Source organism: Nostoc sp. DedQUE08 (assembly GCF_034530895.1).
GTDB lineage: Bacteria > Cyanobacteriota > Cyanobacteriia > Cyanobacteriales > Nostocaceae > Nostoc.
In genome coordinates this window covers 50,048-74,987 of record NZ_JAVRCD010000030.1, presented here as the reverse complement: position 1 = coordinate 74,987, position 24,940 = coordinate 50,048, and the positions used below count along the sequence as shown (strand labels likewise).

Sequence of the window (24,940 nt, the reverse complement as noted above, 5' to 3'; positions counted from 1 at the left end):
TACCATGCCCTATGACCAACTATTTTCGCTCTAATGTTGATGCAATGGCTAGCTATGTTCCTGGCGAGCAGCCTCAACGTGGTACACAGATTATTAAACTTAACAGCAATGAGAATCCCTATCCTCCTTCTCCTGCGGCATTAGCTGTGTTACGAAATATTGATGGTGAGTGGTTGCGGCGGTATCCAGAACCTTTTGGGGGGGAATTTCGGCAAGCTGCAAGTAAAGTTTTAGGAGTTCCTAGTGATTGGATAATTGTCGGAAATGGCAGTGACGAATTGTTAAGTGTGGTGATTCGAGCCTGTGCTGAACCTGGGAAAAAGGTAGTTTATCCGATGCCTACTTACGTGCTATACCGGACATTGACAGAAATGCAAGCGGCGGAAATTATTGAGATTCCCTACAGCAAAGACTACAGCTTACCAAAGGACGAATTAGTTGCTGCCAATGGGGCTGTGACCTTTATTGCGTCGCCCAATAGTCCATCGGGACATGTGGTAGCAACAAATGATTTACGAAAACTAGCCAGCCAGTTATCTGGAGTTTTAGCAATCGATGAAGCATACATAGATTTTACCGAAGAGAATGCATTGGCTTTGGTTAAGGAGTACGAAAACGTCATTGTGCTTCGGACGCTATCTAAGGGGTACTCATTGGCAGGATTGCGATTGGGCTTTGGGGTGGCGAATCCTAAACTGTTGCAGGGATTGTTTAAGGTTAAAGATAGCTATAACATTGATGCGATCGCTAGTGCAATTGGCACGGCTGCCATCACTGACCAAGCTTATAAAAATGTTTGTGTAGCCAAGATTAAAGCATCACGGACTAAGTTAGCAACAGACTTGAAACAATTAGGTTTTCACATCTGGGATTCTCAAGCTAACTTTTTGCTGGCACAACCAAGAGAAGGAAATGCAGAATATCTCTATCAAAAATTGAAGGAACGGGGAATTTTAATCCGCTACTTCAAGCAGCCTGGACTAGATGATAAATTACGCATCACTGTTGGGACAGATGAGCAAAATCAAGCTTTAGTAGAGGCACTTAGTAGGTGGGCGTAAATATTTGTCGTTAGGATAAGGCAGAGTCAGAAGTCAGAATTCATTCTGATTGTAAAAAGCAAATAGCGCAGCGCCTCGTAGAGAATGTCTTGATTCTGAATTTTGCATTCTTCTTCAATCACATTAACTTATAGCACTTGAAAACTAAAGCCAAGACTTGCCCAATTATTCACATCCAAGCTATGTGAATCCGCTGCTGTAACGTTCATCTCTGTTTTGAAGGCACTAGCGTTATGTAAGTCTTGTAGCAAGGCTTGTACAACTTCTAAGGAATTTAACAATGGGCCAATTGGCCCTTGTTCGGTTGTGGAATACTTGGCAGTGTTCAAGGCGGCCAGAGTTCCGTTAAAGGGGGCAGTACTAAAAATCAGTTGGTGTTCGCACTCAGAAGCTGGCCCTGAAATCATCCATTCGGAAGCAGTATTTGTTTGGGGTAGGGTAAGGGTTTCACCTGGAGCGATGACAACTTCTTTAAGCAGAGGTTTGGTGTCTGCGGTGTTTGGTTCTTGGAGAGTTTCCCAAGAATAGAAGGCGATCGCTGTATGATTATTGTTTAATCCCAGCAAGATTAAATATACTGGGCGATCGCTCTGGTTTTCTACCCGATATTGCATTTGACTACCGATAGGGACAATCGGAGTAGGGAGTGATTTTTGAATCGAAGTTTCTGTTTTGAAAGTTCGTACTGTTTCGCGCTGCATGATAACGCGAGGCGATATGTTGTTAATTATTTCTAAGGTTGCCTTAAGAGCCAAGCGGGAAGAACCTTGATTTTCTGTCAGTCGCCATAACTTGGCTGCTAACAAGGTTGATAATTTTGGTGCTAACTTTTGCACTGTTGATTTTACTGCTTCTCCTGCTTCCCCCGTGGCATTAGAAATTAGTTCGCCACTCAGAGAAAATAAACCATAACGACTAGGTGTTTGCTGTAGTTTGGCAAATAGATAATCAGCCGGTTTTTCCCCTGCGACTACGGTGGAGACATGGGGAAATCCAGCAAAGGCACTTGTAGCGTCTACGCGCTCAATTCTTTCTAATCCAGTATCCAGAGCAATTATTAAATTAATATTTCGGGGTAAAACCCGGACTGCTTCTTGGATAAGTTGCCCGATTTGTAGGGGATTTGCACCTTCTATTTGGGAAATTTGCGCTTTTGATGTTAACCCAGTCCGCGATCGCAATACTAATTCTTCTCTTGTTGTTCCTAAAGTAAATCGAGAATTAACTCCGTAGTATAACAGCACTTGTGGCGGTAATCCTGCTAACCACAGCTGGACTGTTTTGCCGTCTTCTTCAATGGCTGTCACCGCGCCTTCTGCACCAATAATACTGTCTGGCGGTAGAGACGTTAAATGTTGATTTTTTTGACTACTTAATAACCCTGGTTGCTGTTTACTACCCAATTTGGATAGAGAATTTTCCATATACGAGAGGGCGACTTGAATTTTGGTATTTGGGGTGAATTCCCACAAATACTGCGTCAAGGCGTAGGTAAATAACCCAGCACTAAAACCAGAAAAGAGTTCTTCCCTCGCCGACTGCTTGGGATTTGAGGTAGCTGCTAAGACAATCGGCGTGCTGGGTAACTTCTGAGTTTTAAGTTGTTGAAGAAAGTCGAGTTCTTCTGCTGCTAGCTTTGCCTCTACTGATTCTGGAAGGGCACGACTTTTTAATCCTAATACTGGGGTTGGCGCATAATAGCTAGTATCTAATACTGCTGTGACTCGTTCTGTAGGGAGCGATCGCAATAATAGCAGTAAAGTTTCTTCTAATATATAGTTGACTATTTTCTCTTCTTGTGGACCAAAACTGGCATTAGCTGTCACCAGAGCATTTTGCATTGTCTCTGGCGATGTTTCCAATTTGACACGGCTGCCATAACCGCTAAAGTGGAAGAAGACCGTATCATCGGGTTTAGCTTGATTGCTCAAGCGATCTAAAAAAGCCGTCTCAATGAATTCCCTACTAGCTTCTTCCTCAGTTAAGGTTAGGATATCTGAGCCTTGGAAACCAAAGCGATGAATCAAAACTTCTCTTTGTAGTTCCACATCTGTCAGACAACCACTGAGGGCTGGAATTTTTGGGTATTGGTTAATACCAATTAACAATGCCAACTTGCGCGGACTGGGTTGTGCCAAAGCTTGATAATAGCGATTTCCTAAAGACAACCACTCAGCTTCAGTTATGCCCAATACCGCGAGTATTGAGCCAATTCTCTCTAAAAACGTGCGACGTTTCATAATTAGCTATCAGCCCTCAGCCATTCAGTTAGCAGCTTACAGGGCTGAACTCTGTATTGTAAAGTTACAAAAATCTGGGGAGCGGAGGGGCAGGGGAGAAATCAATTCAAAATTCAAAATTCAAAATTCAAAATTCAATCCCCATGCCCAATGCCCAATGCCCAATGCCCAATGCCCTAAGCCGTTACTTCTATACGCATTGCCCGTGCTAACTCTGCTGCTACCTCTGGACGAGAAAATTCTGGTGGAGGTAACTCACCGCGCCGCAGCATTTCCCTAACTTTTGTCCCTGATAGGTGAATGCGTTCTTCTGGCCTGCTGGGACTGGTTTTAGATGTTGCCATCTGCTTAGTGCGGGTGCAGTAAAAAGCGTGTTCAAATTTCATCGGCACAATGCCTAATTCGCTTGGCGCAAATTCATCAAAGATATACTGAGCATCATAAGTGCCATAATAGTCACCAACACCAGCATGATCCCGTCCGACGATAAAGTGAGTACAGCCGTAGTTTTTGCGGACTAAGGCATGGAAGATCGCCTCACGAGGTCCAGCATAGCGCATTGCGGCGGGATTAATTGCCAAAGTTACCCTGTCTAAGGGGTAGTAGTGTTCTAGCAAAATTTCATAGCAGCGCATCCGCACATCAGCGGCGATATCATCTTCTTTTGTCGCCCCGACTAATGGGTGCAAAAATAGACCATCAACAGTTTCTAAGGCGCACTTTTGAATGTATTCATGGGCGCGGTGGATGGGGTTGCGAGTTTGAAAGCCGACGATAGTTTTCCAACCCTTGTCTTGAAATAGTTGCCGTGAGGCCGCTGGATCGATTTGGTAACTGGGAAACTGGGGATGAGGTTCGCGTTGCAACAACCAAATATCACCCGCCAGATGTACGCTACCTTGGTTATAGAGTACCTGTACGCCGGGATGATTGACATCATTAGTACGGTAGACTTTTATTGCTTCGCGGATTTTGTCGTAATGATATTTTTGCGTAAGTTGCAAAACTCCGATAAATTCGCCTTTGGAGTTATCCAGACGGATTAAGCCGCCTTCTTGCAACGGGGAAGCTACTTCTTCGCTTACCGATAGTGTAATCGGGATTGACCACACAAGACCGTTAGCTAATCGCATTTCTGTCACAGTGCGATCGTAGTCTTCTTGGTTCATAAAACCCGTCAGCGGACTAAAAGCACCGATCGCAATCATTTCTAAATCGGAAACGGCGCGATCGTCAAGTTGCACTCGTGGCAAAAAGTCAGCTTTTGAGAGAAACTCTGCTCTTTGTTCTGATGTGGCGATACGGTTAACCAACTGTCCACCGTGGGGGGCTATGGCATCTGGATTGTGACTCAACTTAATCCCCTCTCTGCTTTTACTGTTATTGTTTCAGATTATGTACTAACTTATCAAATGCTGGTACGTAGAGAAAAATAGTTTAGGCATTGGGTACAAGAGGCAGAGGAGCAGCACTTCTCTACGAGACGCTGCGCGAACGACTACGCTCAGTGACCGAGGGGTATGGGGCAAACTAAATATTAAAAGCGATCGAATCCGAGTCCTTAGCCTTACCTTTTCTCTAGATGATAATCTCGATCGCGCCGATCAAACCTTCTTCAAGAACCTTTAGATTTTCTCCTAATTCCCTCAAAATTTATACCAGTAATGAGTAAAGGGGATCGATGACATTCGCTTGCTGCGAAGCACCCATCCCCGAATAGCTGCCCAGATAATGAACCTGGAATCTATAGTCCGGTATCTAATCATCCCAGTATCGGCCGAGATATGTCGATTGTCACTGGGATAGATACTGATTTAGAAGATATCTACAAAAATATAGGTACACAATTACTCTTTTTCAACGCTTCTTCCATTCCCCATCGCCAACAGTGCTGTCCCGTAAGCTGCTTCTGTGTACGCTGACGCTACTACAGGAACCTGCAAATGACGCGCCCTAATTGCAGTCCAAGTATCATTCGCCGCACCACCACCAGCGGTATAAACACGACTCAATTTGTCTGCTCCCATTTGTTGTAATAATTCATACCCTCGGCTTTCTATGCGGGCAATGCTTTCTAACAACCCATGCAAAAATTCTACTGGGTTATCTGGGCGTGGTGACAAACGTGGGGATAGATTGGGATCGTTAATCGGAAAGCGATCGCCTACCTTCAACAACGGATAATAATCTAACTCGCTGGCAATTGAAGCATCAATCTCCCGACTAAGGCTTTCTAACTCAAGGTTTGTGAAAAATTTCTTTAGTACTGCACCGCCAGTATTAGAAGCACCCCCAGTCAGCCACAAATCCCCCAACCGATGGCTGTAAATTCCATACTTGGCATCTTCTTGACGAGTACGACTTAACAACTTTAGTACCAACGTTGAACCAAGAGAAGTCACGGCTTCACCAGGTAATTTTGCCCCACTGGCAAGAAAAGCGGCAATACTATCGGTTGTACCTGCACACACCAGACAATCATGGCTTAAACCGAACTTGTCCGCAATTTCAGGACGTAATTCGGCAATGGGAGTCCCAGGAGTTAAAACTTTGGGTAGCTGAATCGGTATTTCTAGCTTTTGTAGCCATTCTGGGTATTTCAACTCTTCTACGTCATAACCCAGCTTTAAAGCATTATGGTAATCGCTAATACCCAACTGTCCATGCAGCAGAAACGCCAGCCAATCTGCTTGATGCAAGAAATATCTAGCTTCAATAAAAGAGGGTAATTGCCTCATCCACAAAAGTTTGGCTAGGCTAGAGGTGGCACTCAATACAGTATGATTGGGGGGTGCAATACTCCTCAAATGGTCTAGCACAGACGATCCCCGCGCATCGTTATACAGCAATGGTGCATCTACAGGGTTGCCAGCAGCATCGACCAGCAAGACGGTAGAGGAAGTACCATTAATTGCGATCGCTTTAATTTCTCGCCGCAATTGATCGGGTATTTGTTCCACCAACGCAAACAAAGCCTCCTGCCAAATTTTTGGCGTAACGGCATTTGGTGAGCTATCGAAGGGATATCGCACCTCTCTCTGAATACAAGAGGCTTCCTCGTCAATCACCACACCGCGTCCGCCAGATGTGCCGAAGTCGATACCCAGATATAAATTCATAATTTTTATAAATTTTTTTAATGGAGAATAAATAAGAACTATCGATCAATAACTGCTTTTGTTGCATCTTGTAACAAGATATTCCACAATTCTGGCAAAACAAGGAAAAGTAGTAAACGAACTGTTCAAAATCAATTCAGGTTAGGAGGTTTTCAGCCATGCCTATCTTAGATACTCTGTACATCGCTCAAGTGTCTTCCATCTCAGATACTCAAGTCTACATCGCTCTAGTTGTAGCCTTGATCCCAGGAGTTCTGGCTTGGCGATTAGCCACAGAACTTTACAAATAACGCTCCGATGTGACACAGTTAAAAAGCTAATAATCCTGGCAGTACGGGGTGCAATTTCCAGATTTTATGGCTTTATGTCATAAGTACCTAGAAACCTTGCACTTACGTAAGCCAGGTTATTTTTTAACTAGTGCGACACTTGTAGCTATTTCAAAAAAATGAAGTAATATGACAGCTAAATCAAGCATTCAGGAGTGCTGGCATCTGAGTGCTAAGTGCTGATTGCTGAGTTGGAAATCTCACTAAGCACTCATAACTCATAACTCAGCACTCTTGATAGTACTTCCCTTCACTAAGCGAGGTTATCTTTTAGCATCATGAACGCGATTCAACCCTCCAGACCCCCGTTACAACCTATACAAAAACGCCGGGTCATTTCTCGACCAAAGCGGCATCTTCGTCAACGTTCTTACAAGGTGATGGCACTGGAAAGCACAGCCAAAATAGCGGTCAATCTTGTGATTACAGCCGTTGCAGCATCTGCCTTAACACAACTCTTGCCTTATCATTGGTTGCAGCAAGAAAAATTGCGAGAAATGAGTACTGAAGTCAAGCTGATGGAAGGACATGTCAATGGTTTACAGGCGGAATTTAGCCGTAACTTTGATCCCCAAGAAGCTAAAATTATCAGACAAAGACAAGGATACCGATTCGATCCCAGCCAGCGTCAGATCGTGTTGATGAATCAAGATCGCCGAGAAGATGAGCAAACAGACTCGTCACCCTAAGACAAATGGCGAATTTGGGATTATTTAGGTTTATTGTGATTTAGGCTACGTCTAAACCGGGTGTTAATTTATATTATTGCTAATAAATAATGGTTAATAGCTAATTTTTGAATAGCTATGTAGTTATCATCTATTAGTTATTAGCGATACAGCGTCACTAAACTCTAGTTCAAAATTAATCAATTATTTTGAATTTTGAATCCCCCAGAAGAACTAATCTACCAATTAGGACGCTGATTGAGATAGTAACTCGTCTAACCAATTTTCGAGTTGTAAACGCAAGCGACAACCAGTAATATCCTTATCATTGTCGAGAGAGGGTAGTTGAGTGAGGGCGCGACGATAATCAGCGATCGCACAATTCCAGTCACCCCAAAGATGGTAAGTCCTGCCGCGTTCAGCCCAGATATGACCTTCTAGTTGACCGAAAAGCAGTGCTAGCTCAAAATTCTCAATTGCCACCTCGTATTGCCCCAAATCGCGCCAGGTAATGCCTCGATTAATCCACGCCCGAACATGGTGAGGTTTCAAATCAATCGCTCGATCGTAGTCGGCAATTGCTATTGCTAATTCTCCACAAGCTGCGTAGTAATTTGCGCGGTTATTATAAGCACTAGCCAAATAAGGATTGAGTTTAAGGGCGGTATTATAATCGGAAAGCGCTTTTTCCCTTTCGCCACTTTGGAAATAAATTAACCCTCGGTTATTGTAATCAACGGCATTGTCGGGATGGCGGAAAATTAGTTGGCTTAAAAGTGCGATCGCTTCGGTATAATCTCCTTGTTGAGCCAACCTCAAAGCACAAGAGCGCAAGTCGCTATCCCCAAAAATATATTCGCTGCGATCGCTTTTCCTTTGCTCTTGAAGTTTGCTTGTAGTATTTAGAACATACTTGTATTGGTTACTTCGCTGGTCATCGTCAGCTAAAAATGAGTAAATATTCATCTTTCCCTGCTTGAAATCCCTGCTTTTTTAAATAAAAATCTAATTTTTTAAGGCTGGTGGTTTTACCACTATCTTTATTTTCAAGGTACTTATGGTTACTTGAAGCCATCTTAAGACTGAGATTTAAACTACTCACACCAGTAGAAATCTACCCCTTAAATAAACAATTGCTCCTCAAAGCTATTCATAGATACTCGATCCCGAAGATGAATTCCAGAAATAGCAGACGTTAATCTCAAAGACTAGTCAAGTAGTGAGAGCAGCAAATTGGTAGAATGCCAACAAGCCGTTCATTTAGAGATGAGAACAGAGGAGACGGGGACTGGTGGCAAGGAAAATCAGGGAGATGAGAGAGACAAGGGAAATAATAATCCCCAATGCCCCATGCCCCATGCCCAATGCCCCATGCCCAATGCCCAATGCCCCATGCCCTAAATTCAATTTTTAAATTTTGAGAAATTTCCCGATGACAACTGCAATTTCCTATCCCAATGCCCCTGATTTAGCAACCGATGATTACATTGCGATCGGCTTGGCAACCTGCTTCGTTAAAGAAGATGGAGAAGTTTATCAAATCGAAGTTATAGAACCGATTCCCTCTGCGGCTTTGGAAGCGCTTTTAAAGGGCATTCCTACCTCTTATAAGCTGGCTCATGCCACAACTTTGGGATCTGTACTGGATGGCGATTCACCACTGTTACCAGATGGCTTTCCAGAGTCGGCTCAGTTTGGAGAAGAGTTTGTACCACGGGTATTTGCAGCAGCTCGTACCTATAAGCGTCGTGAATCTGCAAAATCTCTGATTCCCTTGGGTACAAACTACACTGAATTTAAATATTCAATTGAGCGGAAACGGGTTTTAAATGCTGCCAGAGTTGTCACCAAAGAAGACAATATTAAACAGCATTCTCACACTCATAAAGTGCTTTAAGTCATTATGCTAAAACTTTACGGTGGCGCTCGTAGTCGAGCGTCAATTGTCCACTGGTATTTAGAGGAATTAGGAATTCCCTACGAATTCGTTAAGCTTGATATGCAGGCGGGTGAACACCTCCAGCCTGCATATTTAGCAATCAACCCATTTGGTAAAGTCCCAGCAATTGTTGATGGAGATTTTCAGCTTTGGGAATCTGGGACAATTTTGCTATATCTTGCCGATAAGCACAGTAAAACTCCACTTTCTCCAGAGGAAAATGCTGTATTTTCCCAATGGGTGCTGTTTGCCAATGCTACCCTTGGCCCAGGGATTTTTGGAGAAGCAAATCGGGAGCGGGAAATGCCCCGCTTGTTGACTCCCTTAAATGAAATTTTCAGTAAGCAACCTTTTTTACTTGGCAATGATTTCACTGTCGCTGATGTAGCAGTGGGGTCTATTTTGAATTACATTCCCATGATACTAAAGCTAGACCTCAGCCCCTATCCAGCGGTGTTGAACTATATGAAGCAGTTATCTGAGCGTCCGGCATTTCAAAGAAGTATTGGCGGACGGACTTAAAATAATTCGTAATTCGTAATTCGTAATTCGTAATTGAATTTTTAACTACGAATTACGAATTACGAATCTTTTAACGATAATTTGTAAATTGTAAAGCAACTGGGTAGTCTTCTTGTTTTAGTCGCTGCATGACTACTTGTAAGTCATCTTTAGATTTAGCAGAAACCCGCACAGCATCCCCTTGGATTGAGGCTTGTACCTTTTTGAATTCGTCGCGAATCAATTTGGAAATTTGTTTGGCGATTTCCTGACTGATGCCTTTTTTGAGTTTAATTTCTTGACGCACGCGATTACCACTGGCTGATTCAACCTTGCCAAAATCAAAGATTTTTTGGGAGAGGTTACGCTTGGCAGCTTTTTCTCGGAGAATGGTGTGTACAGAATCTAAGGTAAACTCGCTGTCAGTACTAACGTTAATGCTTTCTTCGACTAACTCGACAGTAGTTTCAGTGTCTTTGAGGTCGTAACGACCTTTGATGTCTCGGATAACTTGATCGACAGCGTTAACCAACTCTTGTCGGTCAAAGTCGCTCACAATGTCAAAGGAAAAAGTAGAAGCCATAAAACATTTTGGATTTTAGATTTTGGACTTCGACTTCGCTCAGTCGAACGATTTTGGATTGGGAAAACTCTTCCCCAGTCCCCAGTTTCCATGCCCCAATTAACTAGTAGCTTGGACGATACTCAAGAAAAAGAGAGTGGCACAGCCAAGTATGCCAATAGCAAACATGAGCGATCGCAAAAGGGGTATATTCAAAATATAAAAAATCGAGTATAGGAAACGAGCCACTACAAAAGCGATCGCCGCTACTTGGGCTGTAAAAGAATTTACACCAGTTACATAAGCCATCAATGCGGCTGCAGAAAATATCATAAAGGCTTCAAAGGTGTTCTGATGTGCCCAAGTAGCCCGTTGGGCATAAGGTGGCAATTTATCAAACATGGCGCGAGGAGTAGAAAACATTTCATAACCAATACGCGCACGGGCATAAGCTACTAGCAAAAATGGCACATAAATGAGAAATGCAGCAGCAGCGATCGAGTACAAAAAAATTATCATTACTTATTAGTCGTTGGTTATTAGTCATCAGTGAGCCAGCGCGGTCTTGGGGGTTTCCCCCATGAGTGACTGGCGAACCCGTAAGGGTCATCAGTCATCGGTCATTAGTCAAATACAAAGGACAAATGACAACAGACGAATGACAAATGACTAATCAAAGTAGAAAAGCGTCACCACTTTTCTTTGTTCTTCTGCATCTTGACAGGTTTGCAACAGGGTGCGACTGTCATGAAACGCAAAGCAAATTAATTGCTGGCAACGAGAAACAATTTCCTTGTTGCACAAGTAACTAGCTTCAGCAAGAGACAAATTATCATTACTGGGATTTTCGACTAGATGCATTACCTGTTCTAGTTGCTGGCGTGATTCCAAAGGCTGGCGTTCCAAGCTTTGGGGTAGAATCACCGTCAACAAATTTGCATCAGCCCGTGTTGCTCCCTTGATGGCAGCTGAATTTGTACCTGTAGCACCAGAAGTAATGATTCGATTACCCGATAAAACTAGGGCATAAGTCATCATTTCAATAAGATTCTGATGCGTAATCGGGACATGACGAGAACCGAGCAAGGCAATTCTTTTAGAACCCGTTTGCTGGATTGTCGCCAGTTCTTGCGCTAATGTATCGAGGTTAATAAGGTCTGTTGATTGGCTCAAAGATGGGGATAATCAGATTAAACGACCCAGATATTTTACCAAACAGCGTGTAGATGCGAGGAAAACTTGAGTTAAACATTGCTACTAATTTTCGGTTGTTTGCTTCAGTAACTCCATTACTTGGTTACACCAGGCTAGCCAATGTGTTTCGTAACTAATGCCATTTAGGAGAGTAAAATACTGAAATTTGGCTGTTTCTGGCAGTTCTTGCGGATTCTGAAAGTAACGCTGTTCTAAATTCTTGTACGTAGACAATTTTTTTATATGGGCTTGTTGGTGATGTTTTAGCTCTGCCAAGATAATTTGCTTAGGAACAATATGACCAGCAAAAATTTTAACTAGTAAATCATCTTTAATCGGTGTGGGTTCACAAGATTGAGCAATCCACTCTTTGAGGTGCTGTTCTCCCAAGTCTGTAACCCTGTAGAGCCTTTTATCTGGCCGTCCTGCTTGAAGAATCGACTCGGAACTAATCCATTCTCGCTCTTCTAGCTTCGACAACTCCCGATAAATCTGCTGGTGACTTGCTGACCAGAAAAAGCCTACCGAGCCATCGAATCGTTTTGCTAAATCATACCCACTACAGGATGCCTCAACCAGAGCTGCTAAAATTGCGTGCGCTAATGCCATAATTTTTAATTCACTACTTGAATTATGCAATTCGTTGCATAAAATAGTTAATATGCAATTCGTTGCATATTAACTTAAACAACTAGGAGTGAGAGATGGCTCAAGTAATACCGGGACGATTTACAGCCGAGATTGATAAACCTTTTGTTGTATTTCTGATTGGGATGCGAATTAATAAATTATTCGCTTTTTCCAAATGGATTCCCACAGCCAGGGCAATGTCACTCATGCTACAAAGTCTTAATCAGAATCCTGAAAAAGGGTTTTTAGGGGGAGAAACTTTTGTTTACTGGCGAGGGGTAGGACTGATTCAGTATTGGCGATCGTTCGAGGATTTGGAGCGTTTTGCCAGAAATCCAGCCGATGCACATTTAAAAGCTTGGCAAAGGTTTAATCAAGCCATTGGTGCTGATGGCAGTGTTGGCATTTGGCACGAAACTTATTTAATAGAACCGGGAAGATATGAGGCGGTTTACGGGAATATGCCTGTCTTTGGATTAGCAGCTGCAACTAAGCACGTCCCAGCAATGGGGCGGAAGGAAACAGCACGCCGCCGCCTGGGAGGTGACGGCGAACCTGCTGTACCCTCACCAGCAATACAGCCTCTAAACTAATAACTGAGCATTGATGCTCTTAATAGTTTGAGTTGATGAATCTAAGACAATGCCGCTGCGGGAGTTAAACCTAGTTTGGATAACAAGCGGTCAATGTCAAAATGCTGGGACATCAACTGGCGAATATACTGAACCTTAATCGGCTCGTGGACGCGGACTTGACCAAAAGTGCGATCGACAATTCCTACAGTAGTGAGGGTATCTAAGTCAACAGACAAAATGGGGATTTCTAGTTCTTCAGCACGACTGAGAATGAACGGTGGGGGTGGTAGTTGCCCGGTGAGAATTAAACATTGGGTAGAAGTTTCTAAAGCCGCTTGCTGAATTTCCACCCGATCGCCTCCTGTCACCACTGCCATATTCCGGCGTTTGCGGAAATATTTTACAGCTGAATTGACATTCATTGCTCCAATTGCCAGACTTTCTACCAACAAATCCATGCGATCGTTGCGACAGAGAACGTCAGCCTTTAACTGTTTGACTAGTTCGCCAACACTCACACTGCGAAGCAAATCGCTGTTTGGCAGCATTGCTAGCACTGGAATACCCTGCTGTTCCAAAAATGGTACTATGAGAGTTTCAACCGCTTCTAGTTGGGTGACAGGGATATCATTGATCGCAACTCCAATCAAGCGATCGCCCACACGCCTTTTAGCAGCCAATAGCGCCTCAACCGAAAGCAACGATTTATAGCGGGCTACTAACAGCACACCAGCATCCAATATTTCAGCCATTTGCAGCAAAGACAAGTCAAACAAATTGCCTTCGGACAAATTACCAGGCCCCTCCAGTAACACTAAATCTCCTTGAGACTTATGTAAATATTGCTGTATTAGGGACTGCTGATAATCGGTTTTGTCTTCCCCCCGCAAGCGCTTTTGCACATTTGGTTCATCCAAAGCCAGCATTGTAGGTGCAACGCGGTTTTCCGGCAAATTGAGGCTAAGAGCGATGAACTGGACATCTTCCTCAATTACGGTTCCACCAGACGAATTGAAAGACGTACCGAGTGGTTTACCGTAGCTAATATCCAGACCTTTTTGCTGTAGCTGATGAGACAAACCCAGAACAGTTGCAGATTTACCGCTGTAATTCTCGGTCGATCCAATCAGCAAATATTTAGGGGATTTTGGCACACATGCACTCCTAATTTCAAAAGTCAGAAGAACCCAGCTAGGTGTTTCCTAATTCTAGTTCCTTCTGGCAAAAGCCTCCCGCTCTCACAAATTAAGCTTTCCCAGAATTACCTTCTGATTGCACATGCAGGGGAGCCACTTATGGGTAGGCTTTTCAGATCAGACCAATTTTTTGGGTTTTGGAACCAATAAAGATTGTCTGAAACCTTAAAACTAGGTTCAATGCCTTCTAGGTTTCTAGCTGTTCCAGTTCCCGACTACGGGAGTTGGCGATGTTCTATGCTACTAAAGTGGTGACTTATCCCAAACACTCTGCTTCTATAGTTACGTTAAATCGATCGACTATTAGTAGTATTTTATTTGCTAAAATTTAGCTCGTAGATACGTATAAGATACAAGAGTGGTAATGAAAACTACCCATAATTAAGCTAAAAACCTTTCTTCGCTAAGTAAGATTTAGGTTTAAAAAAAGAGGTATTGATATGAACACAAACTTAGAAGAATTTTCATATCTCTGGGAGGACTCTGATTGGGCACTCTTAAAATTCAATGCTTCACCTTCAGAAAAAGAACCAAGATATGCAATTGTAAACACGAAAACTAAACATGGTTTGCTAGTTAGTGATGATACTCTCTATCAGGATCTCAAAGAAACTATGCGTAAAAAAGGAGTTCGTGTTGTCTCATGTTTATGATGTCTAGATAAAAATCAATTATTCGTGGATTAAAAGAAAAATGCACGCACATAGACAAAATGAAAGATACATAGTGTCTTTTAGATCGGTTGGTATGAGTAGTTATGGGTAGGTGCAATGGAGTTTTGGGCTGATTTAGCTCATGATTTGATGCGTATCAAGCCCAGTAAACTACCCTATTCTCAGAAGGGTATACGTGCTATGACTATTATCCAGTCTGCTTTGTAGCCACTTGATCGCCCCTTCGAGTGAGTACTGTTAACCGTTGATCCATTAAGGAAACGTAACCATATTTGTGCATTTGTGCCGATTTTTCCAAGTACTGCGATCGCAGGCAAAATTATTCAATAATTTCCTTACAAGCCCAACACCTGCATTGATTTTTCAAGAACTTCTTTGGGACGGAATGGTTTAGTTAGATATAAGTCTGCACCAACCTCAATTCCTTTTTGTTTATCAAATTCCTGTCCCTTCGCTGTCAAAATTATAATGTAGATATCAGTCATTTGTAGGTCGTGTTTTACAATATGGCAGACTTGTAGACCATTCATTTTTGGCATCATCACGTCAAGAAAAACCAGGTTTGGTTTTTCAGTTTTGATTGTTTCGAGAGCTTCTTCTCCATTTCTAGCAGTTAGAAGCTCAACACCCTCATCTTCTAATGCTTCTAAGGCTTGTTCCATCAAAATTAAGATATTGGGTTCATCGTCAACAATTAGAATTTTCTGGGTCATGGGGATTGGTGATTGAGGATTGGGAAGTGGGGATTGGGCATTGGGAATTCAAGATTGGGGATTAGAATAATTCTTTACCATTCCCTAGTCTCCAATCCCTAGCAATTACTGTTCAGACAACATAATAAAAAATACATTTTCCAACTCCTTCTCAAACCGTAGAGTTTTCACCAAATCGGCTTCTTGAGAGAAGATAGAATCGATGATGATCATGTCAGGTTTGGCTGACAAGGCTTTATAAATGCATTCTTGCGGATCGGAGGCTTCAATCACGCTGTATCCTTGAGTTTGCAGTACATCTGATAGGGTTTTTAAGGCTGATGCATTTTTATCTACAACCAATACCTTTTTATTAGAAGTGCCTTGGTAAAGCAGTGAGCCAATTTCGCTGAGGAGTTTTTCTGTGTCAATGGGCTTGGTGAGATAGCGATCAATGCCAATATGATAGCCTCGTTCCTTGTTTTCAATAATTGACAGAATGATAATTGGAATGTCTGCGGTCTGAGGATCGTTTTTGAGAACAGCTGCCACATCGAAGCCGTTGATTTGGGGCATCATCACATCCAAAAGAATTAAATCGGGACGGGATATTTTGATTTGATGAATTGCATCCATGCCGTCTTTTCCTTCTCGAACGTTGTAGCCTTCGTTTTCCAATTGTTGACGCAGGAGTTCTCGAATGTTAGCGTCATCATCTACAACCAAAATGGTTTTACGGTTTTGGTTCAACACAGCGCTTTTAGTGATGACGTGTTCTTTGAGTTGTTTGACAAGCATATCCAAATTCAGATTAGCAGTGGTTTGTCGATCGCAGGCGTAGGTGGGAATGATGAATGAGAATATGCTGCCTTTACCTGGTTCACTCTCAACCCAGATTCTACCGCCGTGATGATCGACGATTTGTTTACAGATGGGCAGTCCTAACCCAGTCCCTTTGGGTTTGTCGGTGAGGGTGTCACCAACTTGGCGGAATTTCTCGAACACTTTCGGCTGGTCTTCAGGTGCAATCCCAATGCCTGTGTCGATGACGCTAATGCAAACACCGTCGTCTCCTTGCTTAACGCAGCAGGTGACACAACCAGATTCGGTAAATTTAACGGCATTAGAAATCAGATTGATTAAAACTTGCAGTAGACGATTGCGATCGCCTACTATCTGAGGCAGCCCAGGTTCAATTTCGCTGACCAATTGTAAGCCGTTGGTTTCAAACAACCCGGCAGTAGAATTGGTTGCCCAATCCAGTAATTCGCTGGGATCGATCGGCTGCATTTGCCATTCCACCTTACCTGCTTCCATCTTGGCAATGTCTAGGACATCGTTAATCAAAGACGTAAGCCGTTCTGCTTCCGACACAATAATGTTGAGATTGTCAGCCACCCGCTTAATCGTTTTCTGAAGCTTGCGGTCTTCGGTAGAAATCATTGGGAACACATCGGTTTCCAGCTTTTCTTGAATGATGGACGCAAAACCGAGGACAGAAGTCAGTGGCGTTCGCAGTTCATGGGAAACTGTTGAGATGAAATCAGTCTTCATCTGGTCGATTTCCTTTTCTGCCGTCACATCCCGAATTAGCAGCGCCGAACCGAAGCAGGCAGCAGGTTCTGAATTTGCCGTCTTTTTGAAAATGGCGGTTGCCACTGCCTGACCAATGCGTTCTTTGGTCAGTGCAACTTCGGCAGAGAACACCTCACCGGGATGCGATTGAGTTCGTGCAACCAGTTCTGCTAAACCAGATATGGGTAATTCTCGGTAGTGACCGTTGACGGCGTTAGCTGTCAATTCATACATAGCTAGAAAGGCAGGATTGAAGTGGCTGATTTGTCCTGTGATATCTGCCACCAACAAACCATCTGCTAAATTATCTAAAATGGCATTTAACCCCTGTGCTTCTGCTAAGGTATTTTGCAAGGCAGCTGTCCGCTCGACAACTCTGGCTTCCAGTTCTTGATTAAGTTGCCGCAGAGCGATTTCTGCTTGTTTGCGGGCAGTAATGTCGGTATTGATTTCTAGCATCGCGCAGGGTTGGCCGGAGAAATCCCGTTGCAAAGTCCAACGGCTCTGAACGGTGATGCATCTGCCATCGCGCGTGATGTGTTCCAGTTCTCCTTCCCAAGTGCCCTGCCGGAGAAACTCTGATAGAATTTCTTCTAAAAGTTTTGGAAAGGTTGATTTTAGAAATTCATGAATGTATTGGTCTTTCACTTCCTCACGCGTCCAACCGTAGAGCCTTTCGGCACCCTGATTCCAGTGAGAGATTTTGTCGCTCATATCGCGGACAATGATGGCATCGCTGGAATGATTCAACATATCCAATAAACGTTGATTTTCAGCTTCTGCTAGCTTGCGATCGTGAATATCGCTGCAAGCGCCAATCCATTCCCGAATGCTGCCGTCTTCTTCTAGTACGGGGGCACCACAGACAGAGAAGTAGCGGTATGTGCCATCCTTGCCACGCAGCCGATATTCGGTTTGGTAGATACCTCGGTTTGCCACAGCAGCATTCCAAACTTTTGTAGAACTGGCACGGTCATCTGGGTGAATCGGATCGAGCCAGCCCCAACCTTCAACTTCAGCTTCGCTCTGCCCCGTATACTCAATCCAGGTGAGCATTTCCTTGCTGATTCCCAGTCCTTCTGGGGTAGCTCCCCAGACAATCTGTGAAGTAGCAGTTACTAAAGAGCGATATCGTTCTTGAAGACGCTGATTTTCGGCTTCTGCCTGTTTGCGATCGTGGATATCGGTGCAGGTGCCAATCCATTCTCGGACGCTGCCATCAGCTTCTAGGATGGGGGTGCCACAGACAAAGAAGTAGCGGTGTGTGCCATCCTTACCACGCAGCCGATATTCGGTTTGAAAGAGACTCTGATTTGCCACAGCAGCACTCCAGGCTAGGGCGGTGCAGCTACGGTCATCGGGGTAAATCGGATCGAGCCAGCCCAAACCCTGGATTTCATCTGCACTCTGACCTGTGTACGCTAACCAAGTAGACATTTCACTGCTCACCGCCTTTCCTTCAGGGGTAGTCACCCAGACAATTTGCGAACTGGCAGTCACCAAAGAGCGAAACCGTTCTTCGCTCTGTTGCAGAGTTTGTTCTGCTAGCCTGCGATCGTGAATATCAGTACAAGTACCTACCCACTCCCGGATACTACCGTCTTCCTCTAAGAGAGGAACACCACAGACCCAAAAGTAGCGATAAGTGCCATCTTTGGCACGAACCCGATATTCAACTTCATATAGGCTGCGATTGTTCACAGCGGCACTCCAAACTTCGGCAGTGTGGAGGCGGTCATCTGGATGAACGGCATCAATCCAGCCCCAACCATCGGCTTCGGCTACACTCTGACCTGTATAGGCTCTCCAGTTCGACATATCTGCCTTTTGCATTCCTTCAGGAGTGGTAATCCAAACCATTTGGGAAGTAGCTGTCACCAGAGAGCGATAACGTTTTTCCAGATACTGATTTTCGGTTTCTGCTAGTTTGCGATCGTGAATATCGGTGCAGGTGCCAATCCACTCCCGGACGCTGCCATCTTCTTCTATAACGGGCGCACCCCAGACCCAAAAGTAGCGATAGTTGCCATCCTTGCCACGAATTCGGTATTCAATTTGATACATACTCAGGTTTGCCACGGCAGCACTCCAAACTTCTCCGGTATAGGCGCGATCGTCGGGATGAACGGCATCAATCCAGCCCCCATTTTCCGCTTCAGCTAGACTTTGGCCTGTATAGGCTATCCAGCTTGCCAGTTCAAAGCAAATTCCCTCTGGTGTGCTTATCCAGACAATTTGTGTATTAGCTGTTACCAAAGAACGGTATCGGGCTTCACTCTGTTTCAGTGTTTGTTCGGTATCTTGGCGTTCCTGCTGAATGCGTCGAAGGTCGCTAATATTCTCTACACTACACCAGATCAGTTGCTCTCCATCTTTCTCAATCATCTGCCCAGAAATCCTCACCGGAACCAGATGCCCGCCTTTGTGGATGTACTCCTTCTCATAAGGCCCATAGCGACCAGTTCGTTCCAAATCTTCTAGGCAAGATTGCTCTGTAGCAGCATATTTTTCTGGGGTAATCTGCCAGTAGGTGAGATTCAGAGTTTCTGGGACAGTACGCCCCAAAATGGCAGCATAGGCAAAATTGATGCTAATTAACGCCCCATCTTTTCGGCATAGTGCTAGCGCAACAGGACATTGTTCAAATAGCTGACTACTGTATTCATCAAGTTGGTTAAACATGATTGAGGTTTCTTTAATGGCGTATTTGGGTAGGGTTAGAACAACAGAACCAAGACAACAAAGTGGCGTAAAGCTTTAACGAAATTGGGTGGTGTTGAAACATCTGATAAAGTTGATCGGGTGATGCACTTTCCACATCTGGACTGTGCTGTGAAAGTCGCTGGATCAGTTGAGTATGGCGGATCAGCAGATCCGTCGGTTTGAGGATTGGAGCTGTTGATGGAATGAAGCCGTCGGTATCGGGAGTAGGGGATGATTCCGTTGTGGGAGTTGGTAAGGCAGAGGTGCTATTTTGTTCTTCAGCAGTGTCTGCCAATGCACAATTTATTGGAATCTGAATCCAGAATTCTGTGCCTTCACCTGGTTGAGAACGACATTTGAGTATTCCCCCATGTTTGTCTACAACAATTTGGTAGCTGATTGCCATGCCTAACCCAGTTCCCTTACCAATATCTTTCGTGGTGAAGAAGGGATCGTAAATGCGGCGAATTACCTCCTCCTTCATGCCTGGGCCGTTGTCGGCAATGCGAATCACAACCCATTGTTGGTCAATGACTTTGGTACGAATAGTGATTTGGGAATTGGGGATTGAGGATTGGGAACTACTCCTGACTCCCGAATTTTCTATACCTTCTTCCAAAGCATCAATGGCATTTGCCAGGATGTTCATAAACACCTGATTCAATTGTCCGGGATAGCATTCAATTAGAGGAAGTGTTGCATAGTCTTTAACAATTTCAATTGCCGGACGATGAACATCTGCTTTCAGACGATGATGAAGAATCATTAGCGTTCCATCGATGCCATCGTGGATGTTCACGGCTTTCATTTCAGCTTCATCATGGCGGGAGAAGTTTTTCAGGGATTGGACAATTTCGACGATGCGACCTGTGCCCAGTTTCATCGAATCTAGCAGTTTGGGAAAATCCTGTATGATAAATTCCAGGTCTATATTGTCTAACTCTGATTCCAGTTCTGGAGGAGCAACAGGTAGAAATTTCTGATACTTTTCCAACAGGTGTAACAAGTCTTTAGTGTATTCGGCAACATACTTTAAATTGCCGCAAATAAAATTAACTGGGTTGTTGATTTCGTGGGCAACTCCAGCAATAAGTTGTCCGAGACTGGACATTTTTTCGCTTTGGATTAACTGAGTTTGGGCTAATTGCAACTCATGGAGAGCTTGCTGAAGCTTCTGTGTTTGGGCTTTTGCCTGGAGAGCTACTTGAGTGCTTTGCTCGTAAAGCACAGCTTTGTCAATAGCGATCGCTGTTTGAGAGGCAAAGATACTCACCAGTTTCAGGTGTTCAGCCTTGTATGAGTCAGTTTTGACCGTTCCGATGGCGATCGCTCCCAGTACCCGCTCTTTGGCTCGTAACGGTACACAAATCATTGCACTAACGTTTTTTTGCCCCTCTAATCGCGGATCGGCTTGCACATCATTAACGAGTTCGGCCCGGTTGGATTGCACAATGCTGCCGATAATTCCCTTACCAGGTTCTGGCTGACTGTGGTCAAAAAACACTCCAAATTCGGCAATGATTTCAAACGCAGTTGCATCTCGATTCAAAAGCAAAATCATCCCCGCAGATGATTCAATTAATTGACTCAATTCTTGAAGCACAAGTTGGGCAATCTGTCGCGTATCTAAACTTGTTGTCAGTTGAGTCGAGATATCGTCAAACAAATCAATTTCCTGATATCGCTCTAACAATTCTTTGGCGAGTACTTTCTTCTCAGCTTCCTCCTTTGCCAGAAATGAGAGCAAATTTGCAAGTATAGTTGCCTGTTCTTCTCCAACAACCCAACCGATGATTTCTCCTGAAACCTCGATTGGATAACGGTTTTCTACTGTTTGCTCTCCAATACTAATTAGTTTCGTGCCGTCTACTAGTTCAACATCAATTGCGATGTTGAACTGATAGACTAAGTTATGAATAAGAGATGGCAACTCTTTTTTGTTGAACATCTTTCTAAGGCTAAGTGCGGGCATGAAACACCTCATCTAGAGCAGGTTGCAAATTTCTCACAATCAGTGTTGGTTCGTTGGCGTAGTTTCTCATCGAGAAAAATACAGTGTATTGCAACCTCCTGCCACCTTCAACGTCGCTATCCATACTCCTTTGCATAAGCAAGCAAGAGCTACCATCTCCCAAGAAGAGAGGAATTTTCATACAAATCTAGGGATATAACAGTTTAGTAATTAAGGCTAGTTTTCCCAAAAACCTTAGCGATATAACAGCGAAGTCGAACGGTAGCAAATACCTTTAAACTCTTTACCAGAGGCATTTTTCTGTTCTTATAACTAGCTTAATATTTGATAGGTTCTAAAATAACTATAAGTAAAAACTTATTAATTAGATAAAACCATAGATTTTCATCTATGGTAAATTTGTGTCTCTTGTTACTACTCCTGATAAATTGGGAATTAGCTTTTTTGAGTATAAAAGTTAGCGTATTTATGAGAGTAGAATAATCGCCTTTAGTGTACCAAAAGAAGCTGCGATCGCAGCTTCTTTTGGTGATTTTAAAAAGTATTTAGGTAGGTGCTAGTTTTAGTTAGATCCGAGAGTAGCGAAAACGAAGTCTGAGTAGCCGTAGCCAGCGTAACCACATTTGTGCAGGTTGTTCAAAGAAAGTAAAAATATCACCGAAACCCAAATTAGTTTTGTGATGATGTAACCAGTGTCTTTCAGGAGTAGTAATAAATAGAATTTGGCATAAAATATTTACAGGCTTTGAAGTTTGCCAACCCAGTACACTTATATGTCTCCACCATACATGTAATTGACCAAGCAGTAATCCAGAAATCACGCCAATAGGAGAAAAAGACCACAGGACTACTGCTATAAGTACATAAGGCAAAGCTCCCAAGATACCATCTAAAAGAACCTGGGGATTAAAAGTCAAAATAGCGTAGTGGCGGAAGTCTTTTTTCCAGGAGTGGTGCGTTTTTAAATGAAGGCTACCAAAAACGTGCTCGGGTACGTGGTAAAAAAATGTAGATAGAAAATCGCCAACAAACAGTAACAACCAAGCAACAGCGATAGCCTCAAGCATTTGTACTCCTCAAGAATAATTAAGAAAACTCCACAGAAAATATGCAAATGTCATGCTGTAGGCGTAGACACCTGTTTTGCGCTATGCAAGTAGCACCTGTGTCTCTCATGAGTCTACCCTCCAGTTAATTTGGCTCAGAGTATATGTAATTGGATCAGTTGCAGTTTCATGAATCTTCGATCCTTAATGCAGTCAACAGCAACTTGTAAGAACCTCCAATTTGACTTCTAGCTCTGGGTTAATGGTATTAATACCTCTAAAACCCGATGTAAATACAGTACTTTACTATAGTTACTACACAATCTTCTTACTAAGGCATACAGCATAAGCAAAGGTTGAGTTAAGCTTGGTAAAAATTTAGGTTAAGGATTTCTGCAATATTGTTAATTCTAAATTTATTGCAATTAAGCTTGAACGATGACTCAATTTATAACGATCTAAATAGATATTATGCCAATATCAATTGAGTTTTTGAAGTGAATCAAGTAGGTTTATAAATTAACTGAATATCTGTAAAATTTGCAGCATCTATAATTAATTAGATGCCATAGATATTTTCTATAAATCGAGTAATAATATCGCTTTAAATTTACACTTTCAACGATTAATAAACATTAAAAAGATAGGGAAAATTTGATAATTTATCTTTATTTGCCAAGTGCGTTTGAATTTCCTTACTCTAGACCATTCGTTCGCTCAAGTTGTAGACACTGGCAACTTTATGTGTCACCCTTGTTTTGTGGTTACTGCTGCGTATAGCTTGCTACGCACAGCGAACGGGGTATGCATTAGACTACAGCCTAAGCTAAGAGATATAAAAAATTAAATGATAGAGTACCAAAGATTGATTCTTCCTTTATCATTTATAGACAAGTTAGTAAATCAAGAAAGCACACCTGCAATATTTATTTACAATGTGTCCGATTAAAAGGGTGCCTCAATATATCCAAAATTTAGGTTACTTTCCAGTTGGAAGGTAAAATCAGGATTTGAAGTTATGATTACACGATTTATCTATTTCAGTATGAACAAAAAATGGGCGGTCAAACGAATCACTATAAACCTGGCCTCAAATGAAGCCAAAAACCTTGAAAAATATTGTGAACAGACAGGCAGACCAGCAACGGATGTCATCAGAGAACTTATTCGAGCCTTGCCACTGACAAAATAAAAGTAGATTTGCGAACTATTTCACCCGTTGATTTTCAAGATATAACTATTAAAATTTGGTTGAATTGGAGGTCTTAAAGTAAGAGGTAGTAATTTTTTGTGATGATTGAGAAGAACGTAAAAATTTAATTTCTGGCACGCTGCGCTCATTACTGCGAGCGCAGCGTGCCAAAAAGAAGATAACATGAGCGCTATTATTGAGTTGCACAATGAGGAGTGAGAGAATATTTTTTTTGGTTCGGTGACTATATTGTGTCGTCATCTTCGTCAGAAAATAATCTCTAACCCATATTGTTTAAAATTTTCGCCACAAACAATAGCATTGAGGTAGCAAATATACAGTCGTGAGGATCTAATCTATGATTACTGCTCTTGCGATTACTCACATCAGGTAAAATTGGAAACCTTTGTCCAAATCTGTACTTCTACTTTAGCTATAACTCTTCTGGAATACCGCTTTTCAGACTTAGCGTCAACGTTGGACAGCTCAAGGCAAAGCTTGAATGAGTTCTCGAATCACGTCTATTGCTAGTTTGCCTGTCTGTTCACAATACTTTTCAAAGTTTTGAGCTTCATCTGATGTCAAATTGATAGTGATTCGCTTAAGCGCTCTTTTTTGACTGGAGGTGGTCAAACGGGGAAATTTAAGTGCAGCAGTTTTATTCATTGATTGATAAGCTAGATATATAGAAACTTTCCTTATCAAGATTGCCAATTTTTAGCTGTATTTACCAGTGAAAATCGGGATTTTGAGATTGAACTTAAGCTTTACTCCCAAAAATATTACTGAGAATATTAGGTATTAAATTACTAATACCATACGTAATAAATCTACTATCACCAAATGTAAGAAGCTTTCGGCTAAAAAGATGATGTTAGCAATGTCCTACAGTCCAGATAGTCTGTTGAGCAAGCAGCGTTGAATTACCGAGATGAGTGGATGATAAAGGTAGCTTTTATTACTATTTATTTTGGTAATATGCCTATTTTAAATCTTCTGCAACATAAGATTATTCGTTTGTTATGGCTATTACCCTATATCTATAACAACCTAGTAGATAATTCCTTTTAAT

General features: G+C 42.7%; 24 protein-coding genes. 9 read left to right on the top strand and 15 right to left on the bottom strand.

The window, feature by feature from the left end; translation table 11 throughout:
- The first annotated feature begins 11 nt into the window (after positions 1-11).
- Positions 12-1,061, top strand: coding sequence for a histidinol-phosphate transaminase (hisC, locus tag RMY64_RS20250; protein ID WP_322700953.1), 1,050 nt, complete (start codon positions 12-14; stop codon positions 1,059-1,061).
- A 128-nt stretch (positions 1,062-1,189) separates the two neighbouring features.
- On the opposite strand, the gene RMY64_RS20245 is transcribed toward hisC, so the two are convergent.
- The 3 genes from RMY64_RS20245 to RMY64_RS20235 form a co-directional block, all read right to left on the bottom strand.
- Positions 1,190-3,301 (bottom strand): caspase family protein, encoded by a 2,112-nt coding sequence (locus RMY64_RS20245; RefSeq protein ID WP_322700952.1) that lies wholly within the window; start codon positions 3,299-3,301, stop codon positions 1,190-1,192.
- 176 nt (positions 3,302-3,477) lie between these two features.
- Positions 3,478-4,656 (bottom strand): sulfate adenylyltransferase, encoded by a 1,179-nt coding sequence (sat, locus tag RMY64_RS20240; RefSeq protein ID WP_322700951.1) that lies wholly within the window; start codon positions 4,654-4,656, stop codon positions 3,478-3,480.
- Between the two features lie 492 nt (positions 4,657-5,148).
- Positions 5,149-6,420: an FGGY-family carbohydrate kinase gene (locus RMY64_RS20235; protein WP_322700950.1), complete on the bottom strand. Its 1,272-nt coding sequence runs from the start codon at positions 6,418-6,420 to the stop codon at positions 5,149-5,151.
- Between the two features lie 158 nt (positions 6,421-6,578).
- Here RMY64_RS20235 and psaM point away from each other — a divergent pair, with 158 nt between their 5' ends.
- Both psaM and RMY64_RS20225 read left to right on the top strand, forming a co-directional pair.
- Complete coding sequence (gene psaM, locus RMY64_RS20230; RefSeq protein ID WP_190912801.1) at positions 6,579-6,710, top strand: photosystem I reaction center subunit XII; 132 nt, start codon at positions 6,579-6,581, stop codon at positions 6,708-6,710.
- Between the two features lie 317 nt (positions 6,711-7,027).
- Complete coding sequence (locus RMY64_RS20225) at positions 7,028-7,438, top strand: hypothetical protein (protein WP_322674346.1); 411 nt, start codon at positions 7,028-7,030, stop codon at positions 7,436-7,438.
- Positions 7,439-7,663: 225 nt separating this feature from the next.
- On the opposite strand, the gene RMY64_RS20220 is transcribed toward RMY64_RS20225, so the two are convergent.
- Complete coding sequence (locus RMY64_RS20220) at positions 7,664-8,383, bottom strand: tetratricopeptide repeat protein (protein ID WP_322700949.1); 720 nt, start codon at positions 8,381-8,383, stop codon at positions 7,664-7,666.
- Between the two features lie 267 nt (positions 8,384-8,650).
- Here RMY64_RS20220 and RMY64_RS20215 point away from each other — a divergent pair, with 267 nt between their 5' ends.
- From RMY64_RS20215 to RMY64_RS20205, 3 genes are read left to right on the top strand one after another with little or no spacing between them, the layout of a single operon-like run.
- On the top strand, positions 8,651-8,818 hold the full coding sequence (locus RMY64_RS20215) for a hypothetical protein (protein ID WP_322674348.1): 168 nt from the start codon (positions 8,651-8,653) through the stop codon (positions 8,816-8,818).
- 31 nt (positions 8,819-8,849) lie between these two features.
- A complete protein-coding gene (locus RMY64_RS20210) occupies positions 8,850-9,314 on the top strand; it encodes a hypothetical protein (RefSeq protein ID WP_322674349.1) in 465 nt (154 codons plus the stop codon).
- 6 nt (positions 9,315-9,320) lie between these two features.
- Positions 9,321-9,878, top strand: coding sequence for a glutathione S-transferase family protein (locus tag RMY64_RS20205; RefSeq protein ID WP_322700948.1), 558 nt, complete (start codon positions 9,321-9,323; stop codon positions 9,876-9,878).
- A 70-nt stretch (positions 9,879-9,948) separates the two neighbouring features.
- Here the strand turns inward: RMY64_RS20205 and RMY64_RS20200 are convergent, their stop codons facing one another.
- From RMY64_RS20200 to RMY64_RS20185, 4 genes are all read right to left on the bottom strand, one after another.
- Positions 9,949-10,440, bottom strand: coding sequence for a YajQ family cyclic di-GMP-binding protein (locus RMY64_RS20200; RefSeq protein WP_012411046.1), 492 nt, complete (start codon positions 10,438-10,440; stop codon positions 9,949-9,951).
- Between the two features lie 99 nt (positions 10,441-10,539).
- The gene (locus RMY64_RS20195) at positions 10,540-10,938 is read right to left on the bottom strand and encodes an MAPEG family protein (protein ID WP_322674352.1); all 399 of its coding nucleotides are present in this window, start codon (positions 10,936-10,938) and stop codon (positions 10,540-10,542) included.
- A 150-nt stretch (positions 10,939-11,088) separates the two neighbouring features.
- Positions 11,089-11,592, bottom strand: coding sequence for a hypothetical protein (locus RMY64_RS20190; RefSeq protein ID WP_041565591.1), 504 nt, complete (start codon positions 11,590-11,592; stop codon positions 11,089-11,091).
- Between the two features lie 84 nt (positions 11,593-11,676).
- On the bottom strand, positions 11,677-12,222 hold the full coding sequence (locus RMY64_RS20185) for a PadR family transcriptional regulator (RefSeq protein ID WP_322700947.1): 546 nt from the start codon (positions 12,220-12,222) through the stop codon (positions 11,677-11,679).
- A 95-nt stretch (positions 12,223-12,317) separates the two neighbouring features.
- Here RMY64_RS20185 and RMY64_RS20180 point away from each other — a divergent pair, with 95 nt between their 5' ends.
- A complete protein-coding gene (locus tag RMY64_RS20180; protein ID WP_322700946.1) occupies positions 12,318-12,836 on the top strand; it encodes a DUF4188 domain-containing protein in 519 nt (172 codons plus the stop codon).
- Positions 12,837-12,877: 41 nt separating this feature from the next.
- Here RMY64_RS20180 and RMY64_RS20175 read toward each other — a convergent pair whose 3' ends face one another.
- Positions 12,878-13,972, bottom strand: coding sequence for a phosphotransacetylase family protein (locus tag RMY64_RS20175; RefSeq protein WP_322674354.1), 1,095 nt, complete (start codon positions 13,970-13,972; stop codon positions 12,878-12,880).
- Between the two features lie 482 nt (positions 13,973-14,454).
- Between RMY64_RS20175 and RMY64_RS20170 the strand changes: the two genes are divergently transcribed.
- Positions 14,455-14,667, top strand: coding sequence for a hypothetical protein (locus RMY64_RS20170; protein WP_322674355.1), 213 nt, complete (start codon positions 14,455-14,457; stop codon positions 14,665-14,667).
- Between the two features lie 356 nt (positions 14,668-15,023).
- Here the strand turns inward: RMY64_RS20170 and RMY64_RS20165 are convergent, their stop codons facing one another.
- From RMY64_RS20165 to RMY64_RS20145, 5 genes are all read right to left on the bottom strand, one after another.
- Positions 15,024-15,401: a response regulator transcription factor gene (locus tag RMY64_RS20165; protein WP_292814899.1), complete on the bottom strand. Its 378-nt coding sequence runs from the start codon at positions 15,399-15,401 to the stop codon at positions 15,024-15,026.
- A 105-nt stretch (positions 15,402-15,506) separates the two neighbouring features.
- Complete coding sequence (locus RMY64_RS20160; protein ID WP_322700945.1) at positions 15,507-19,637, bottom strand: PAS domain S-box protein; 4,131 nt, start codon at positions 19,635-19,637, stop codon at positions 15,507-15,509.
- Between the two features lie 13 nt (positions 19,638-19,650).
- Positions 19,651-21,630 (bottom strand): ATP-binding protein, encoded by a 1,980-nt coding sequence (locus RMY64_RS20155; protein ID WP_322700944.1) that lies wholly within the window; start codon positions 21,628-21,630, stop codon positions 19,651-19,653.
- A complete protein-coding gene (locus RMY64_RS20150; protein WP_322674358.1) occupies positions 21,617-21,754 on the bottom strand; it encodes a hypothetical protein in 138 nt (45 codons plus the stop codon). Before RMY64_RS20150 ends, RMY64_RS20155 begins: the two co-directional genes overlap by 14 nt.
- Before the next feature lie 442 nt (positions 21,755-22,196).
- Positions 22,197-22,697, bottom strand: coding sequence for a fatty acid hydroxylase (locus RMY64_RS20145; protein WP_322674359.1), 501 nt, complete (start codon positions 22,695-22,697; stop codon positions 22,197-22,199).
- A gap of 1,024 nt (positions 22,698-23,721) precedes the next feature.
- On the opposite strand from RMY64_RS20145, the gene RMY64_RS20140 reads away from it, so the two are divergent.
- The gene (locus RMY64_RS20140; protein WP_094348756.1) at positions 23,722-23,868 is read left to right on the top strand and encodes a ribbon-helix-helix protein, CopG family; all 147 of its coding nucleotides are present in this window, start codon (positions 23,722-23,724) and stop codon (positions 23,866-23,868) included.
- Positions 23,869-24,354: 486 nt separating this feature from the next.
- Here the strand turns inward: RMY64_RS20140 and RMY64_RS20135 are convergent, their stop codons facing one another.
- A complete protein-coding gene (locus tag RMY64_RS20135; protein ID WP_322674360.1) occupies positions 24,355-24,534 on the bottom strand; it encodes a CopG family transcriptional regulator in 180 nt (59 codons plus the stop codon).
- Positions 24,535-24,940 lie beyond the last annotated feature (406 nt).

What these genes read in the sequence shown, in the direction of transcription:
- hisC (WP_322700953.1), top strand. Translation starts at nt 12, where the DNA reads ATGACCAACTATTTTCGCTCTAATGTTGATGCAATGGCTAGCTATGTT.
- RMY64_RS20245 (WP_322700952.1), bottom strand. Translation starts at nt 3,301, where the DNA reads ATGAAACGTCGCACGTTTTTAGAGAGAATTGGCTCAATACTCGCGGTA.
- RMY64_RS20235 (WP_322700950.1), bottom strand. Translation starts at nt 6,420, where the DNA reads ATGAATTTATATCTGGGTATCGACTTCGGCACATCTGGCGGACGCGGT.
- psaM (WP_190912801.1), top strand. Translation starts at nt 6,579, where the DNA reads ATGCCTATCTTAGATACTCTGTACATCGCTCAAGTGTCTTCCATCTCA.
- RMY64_RS20225 (WP_322674346.1), top strand. Translation starts at nt 7,028, where the DNA reads ATGAACGCGATTCAACCCTCCAGACCCCCGTTACAACCTATACAAAAA.
- RMY64_RS20220 (WP_322700949.1), bottom strand. Translation starts at nt 8,383, where the DNA reads ATGAATATTTACTCATTTTTAGCTGACGATGACCAGCGAAGTAACCAA.
- RMY64_RS20210 (WP_322674349.1), top strand. Translation starts at nt 8,850, where the DNA reads ATGACAACTGCAATTTCCTATCCCAATGCCCCTGATTTAGCAACCGAT.
- RMY64_RS20205 (WP_322700948.1), top strand. Translation starts at nt 9,321, where the DNA reads ATGCTAAAACTTTACGGTGGCGCTCGTAGTCGAGCGTCAATTGTCCAC.
- RMY64_RS20200 (WP_012411046.1), bottom strand. Translation starts at nt 10,440, where the DNA reads ATGGCTTCTACTTTTTCCTTTGACATTGTGAGCGACTTTGACCGACAA.
- RMY64_RS20195 (WP_322674352.1), bottom strand. Translation starts at nt 10,938, where the DNA reads ATGATAATTTTTTTGTACTCGATCGCTGCTGCTGCATTTCTCATTTAT.
- RMY64_RS20185 (WP_322700947.1), bottom strand. Translation starts at nt 12,222, where the DNA reads ATGGCATTAGCGCACGCAATTTTAGCAGCTCTGGTTGAGGCATCCTGT.
- RMY64_RS20180 (WP_322700946.1), top strand. Translation starts at nt 12,318, where the DNA reads ATGGCTCAAGTAATACCGGGACGATTTACAGCCGAGATTGATAAACCT.
- RMY64_RS20170 (WP_322674355.1), top strand. Translation starts at nt 14,455, where the DNA reads ATGAACACAAACTTAGAAGAATTTTCATATCTCTGGGAGGACTCTGAT.
- RMY64_RS20165 (WP_292814899.1), bottom strand. Translation starts at nt 15,401, where the DNA reads ATGACCCAGAAAATTCTAATTGTTGACGATGAACCCAATATCTTAATT.
- RMY64_RS20160 (WP_322700945.1), bottom strand. Translation starts at nt 19,637, where the DNA reads ATGTTTAACCAACTTGATGAATACAGTAGTCAGCTATTTGAACAATGT.
- RMY64_RS20155 (WP_322700944.1), bottom strand. Translation starts at nt 21,630, where the DNA reads ATGCCCGCACTTAGCCTTAGAAAGATGTTCAACAAAAAAGAGTTGCCA.
- RMY64_RS20150 (WP_322674358.1), bottom strand. Translation starts at nt 21,754, where the DNA reads ATGGATAGCGACGTTGAAGGTGGCAGGAGGTTGCAATACACTGTATTT.
- RMY64_RS20145 (WP_322674359.1), bottom strand. Translation starts at nt 22,697, where the DNA reads ATGCTTGAGGCTATCGCTGTTGCTTGGTTGTTACTGTTTGTTGGCGAT.
- RMY64_RS20140 (WP_094348756.1), top strand. Translation starts at nt 23,722, where the DNA reads ATGAACAAAAAATGGGCGGTCAAACGAATCACTATAAACCTGGCCTCA.
- RMY64_RS20135 (WP_322674360.1), bottom strand. Translation starts at nt 24,534, where the DNA reads ATGAATAAAACTGCTGCACTTAAATTTCCCCGTTTGACCACCTCCAGT.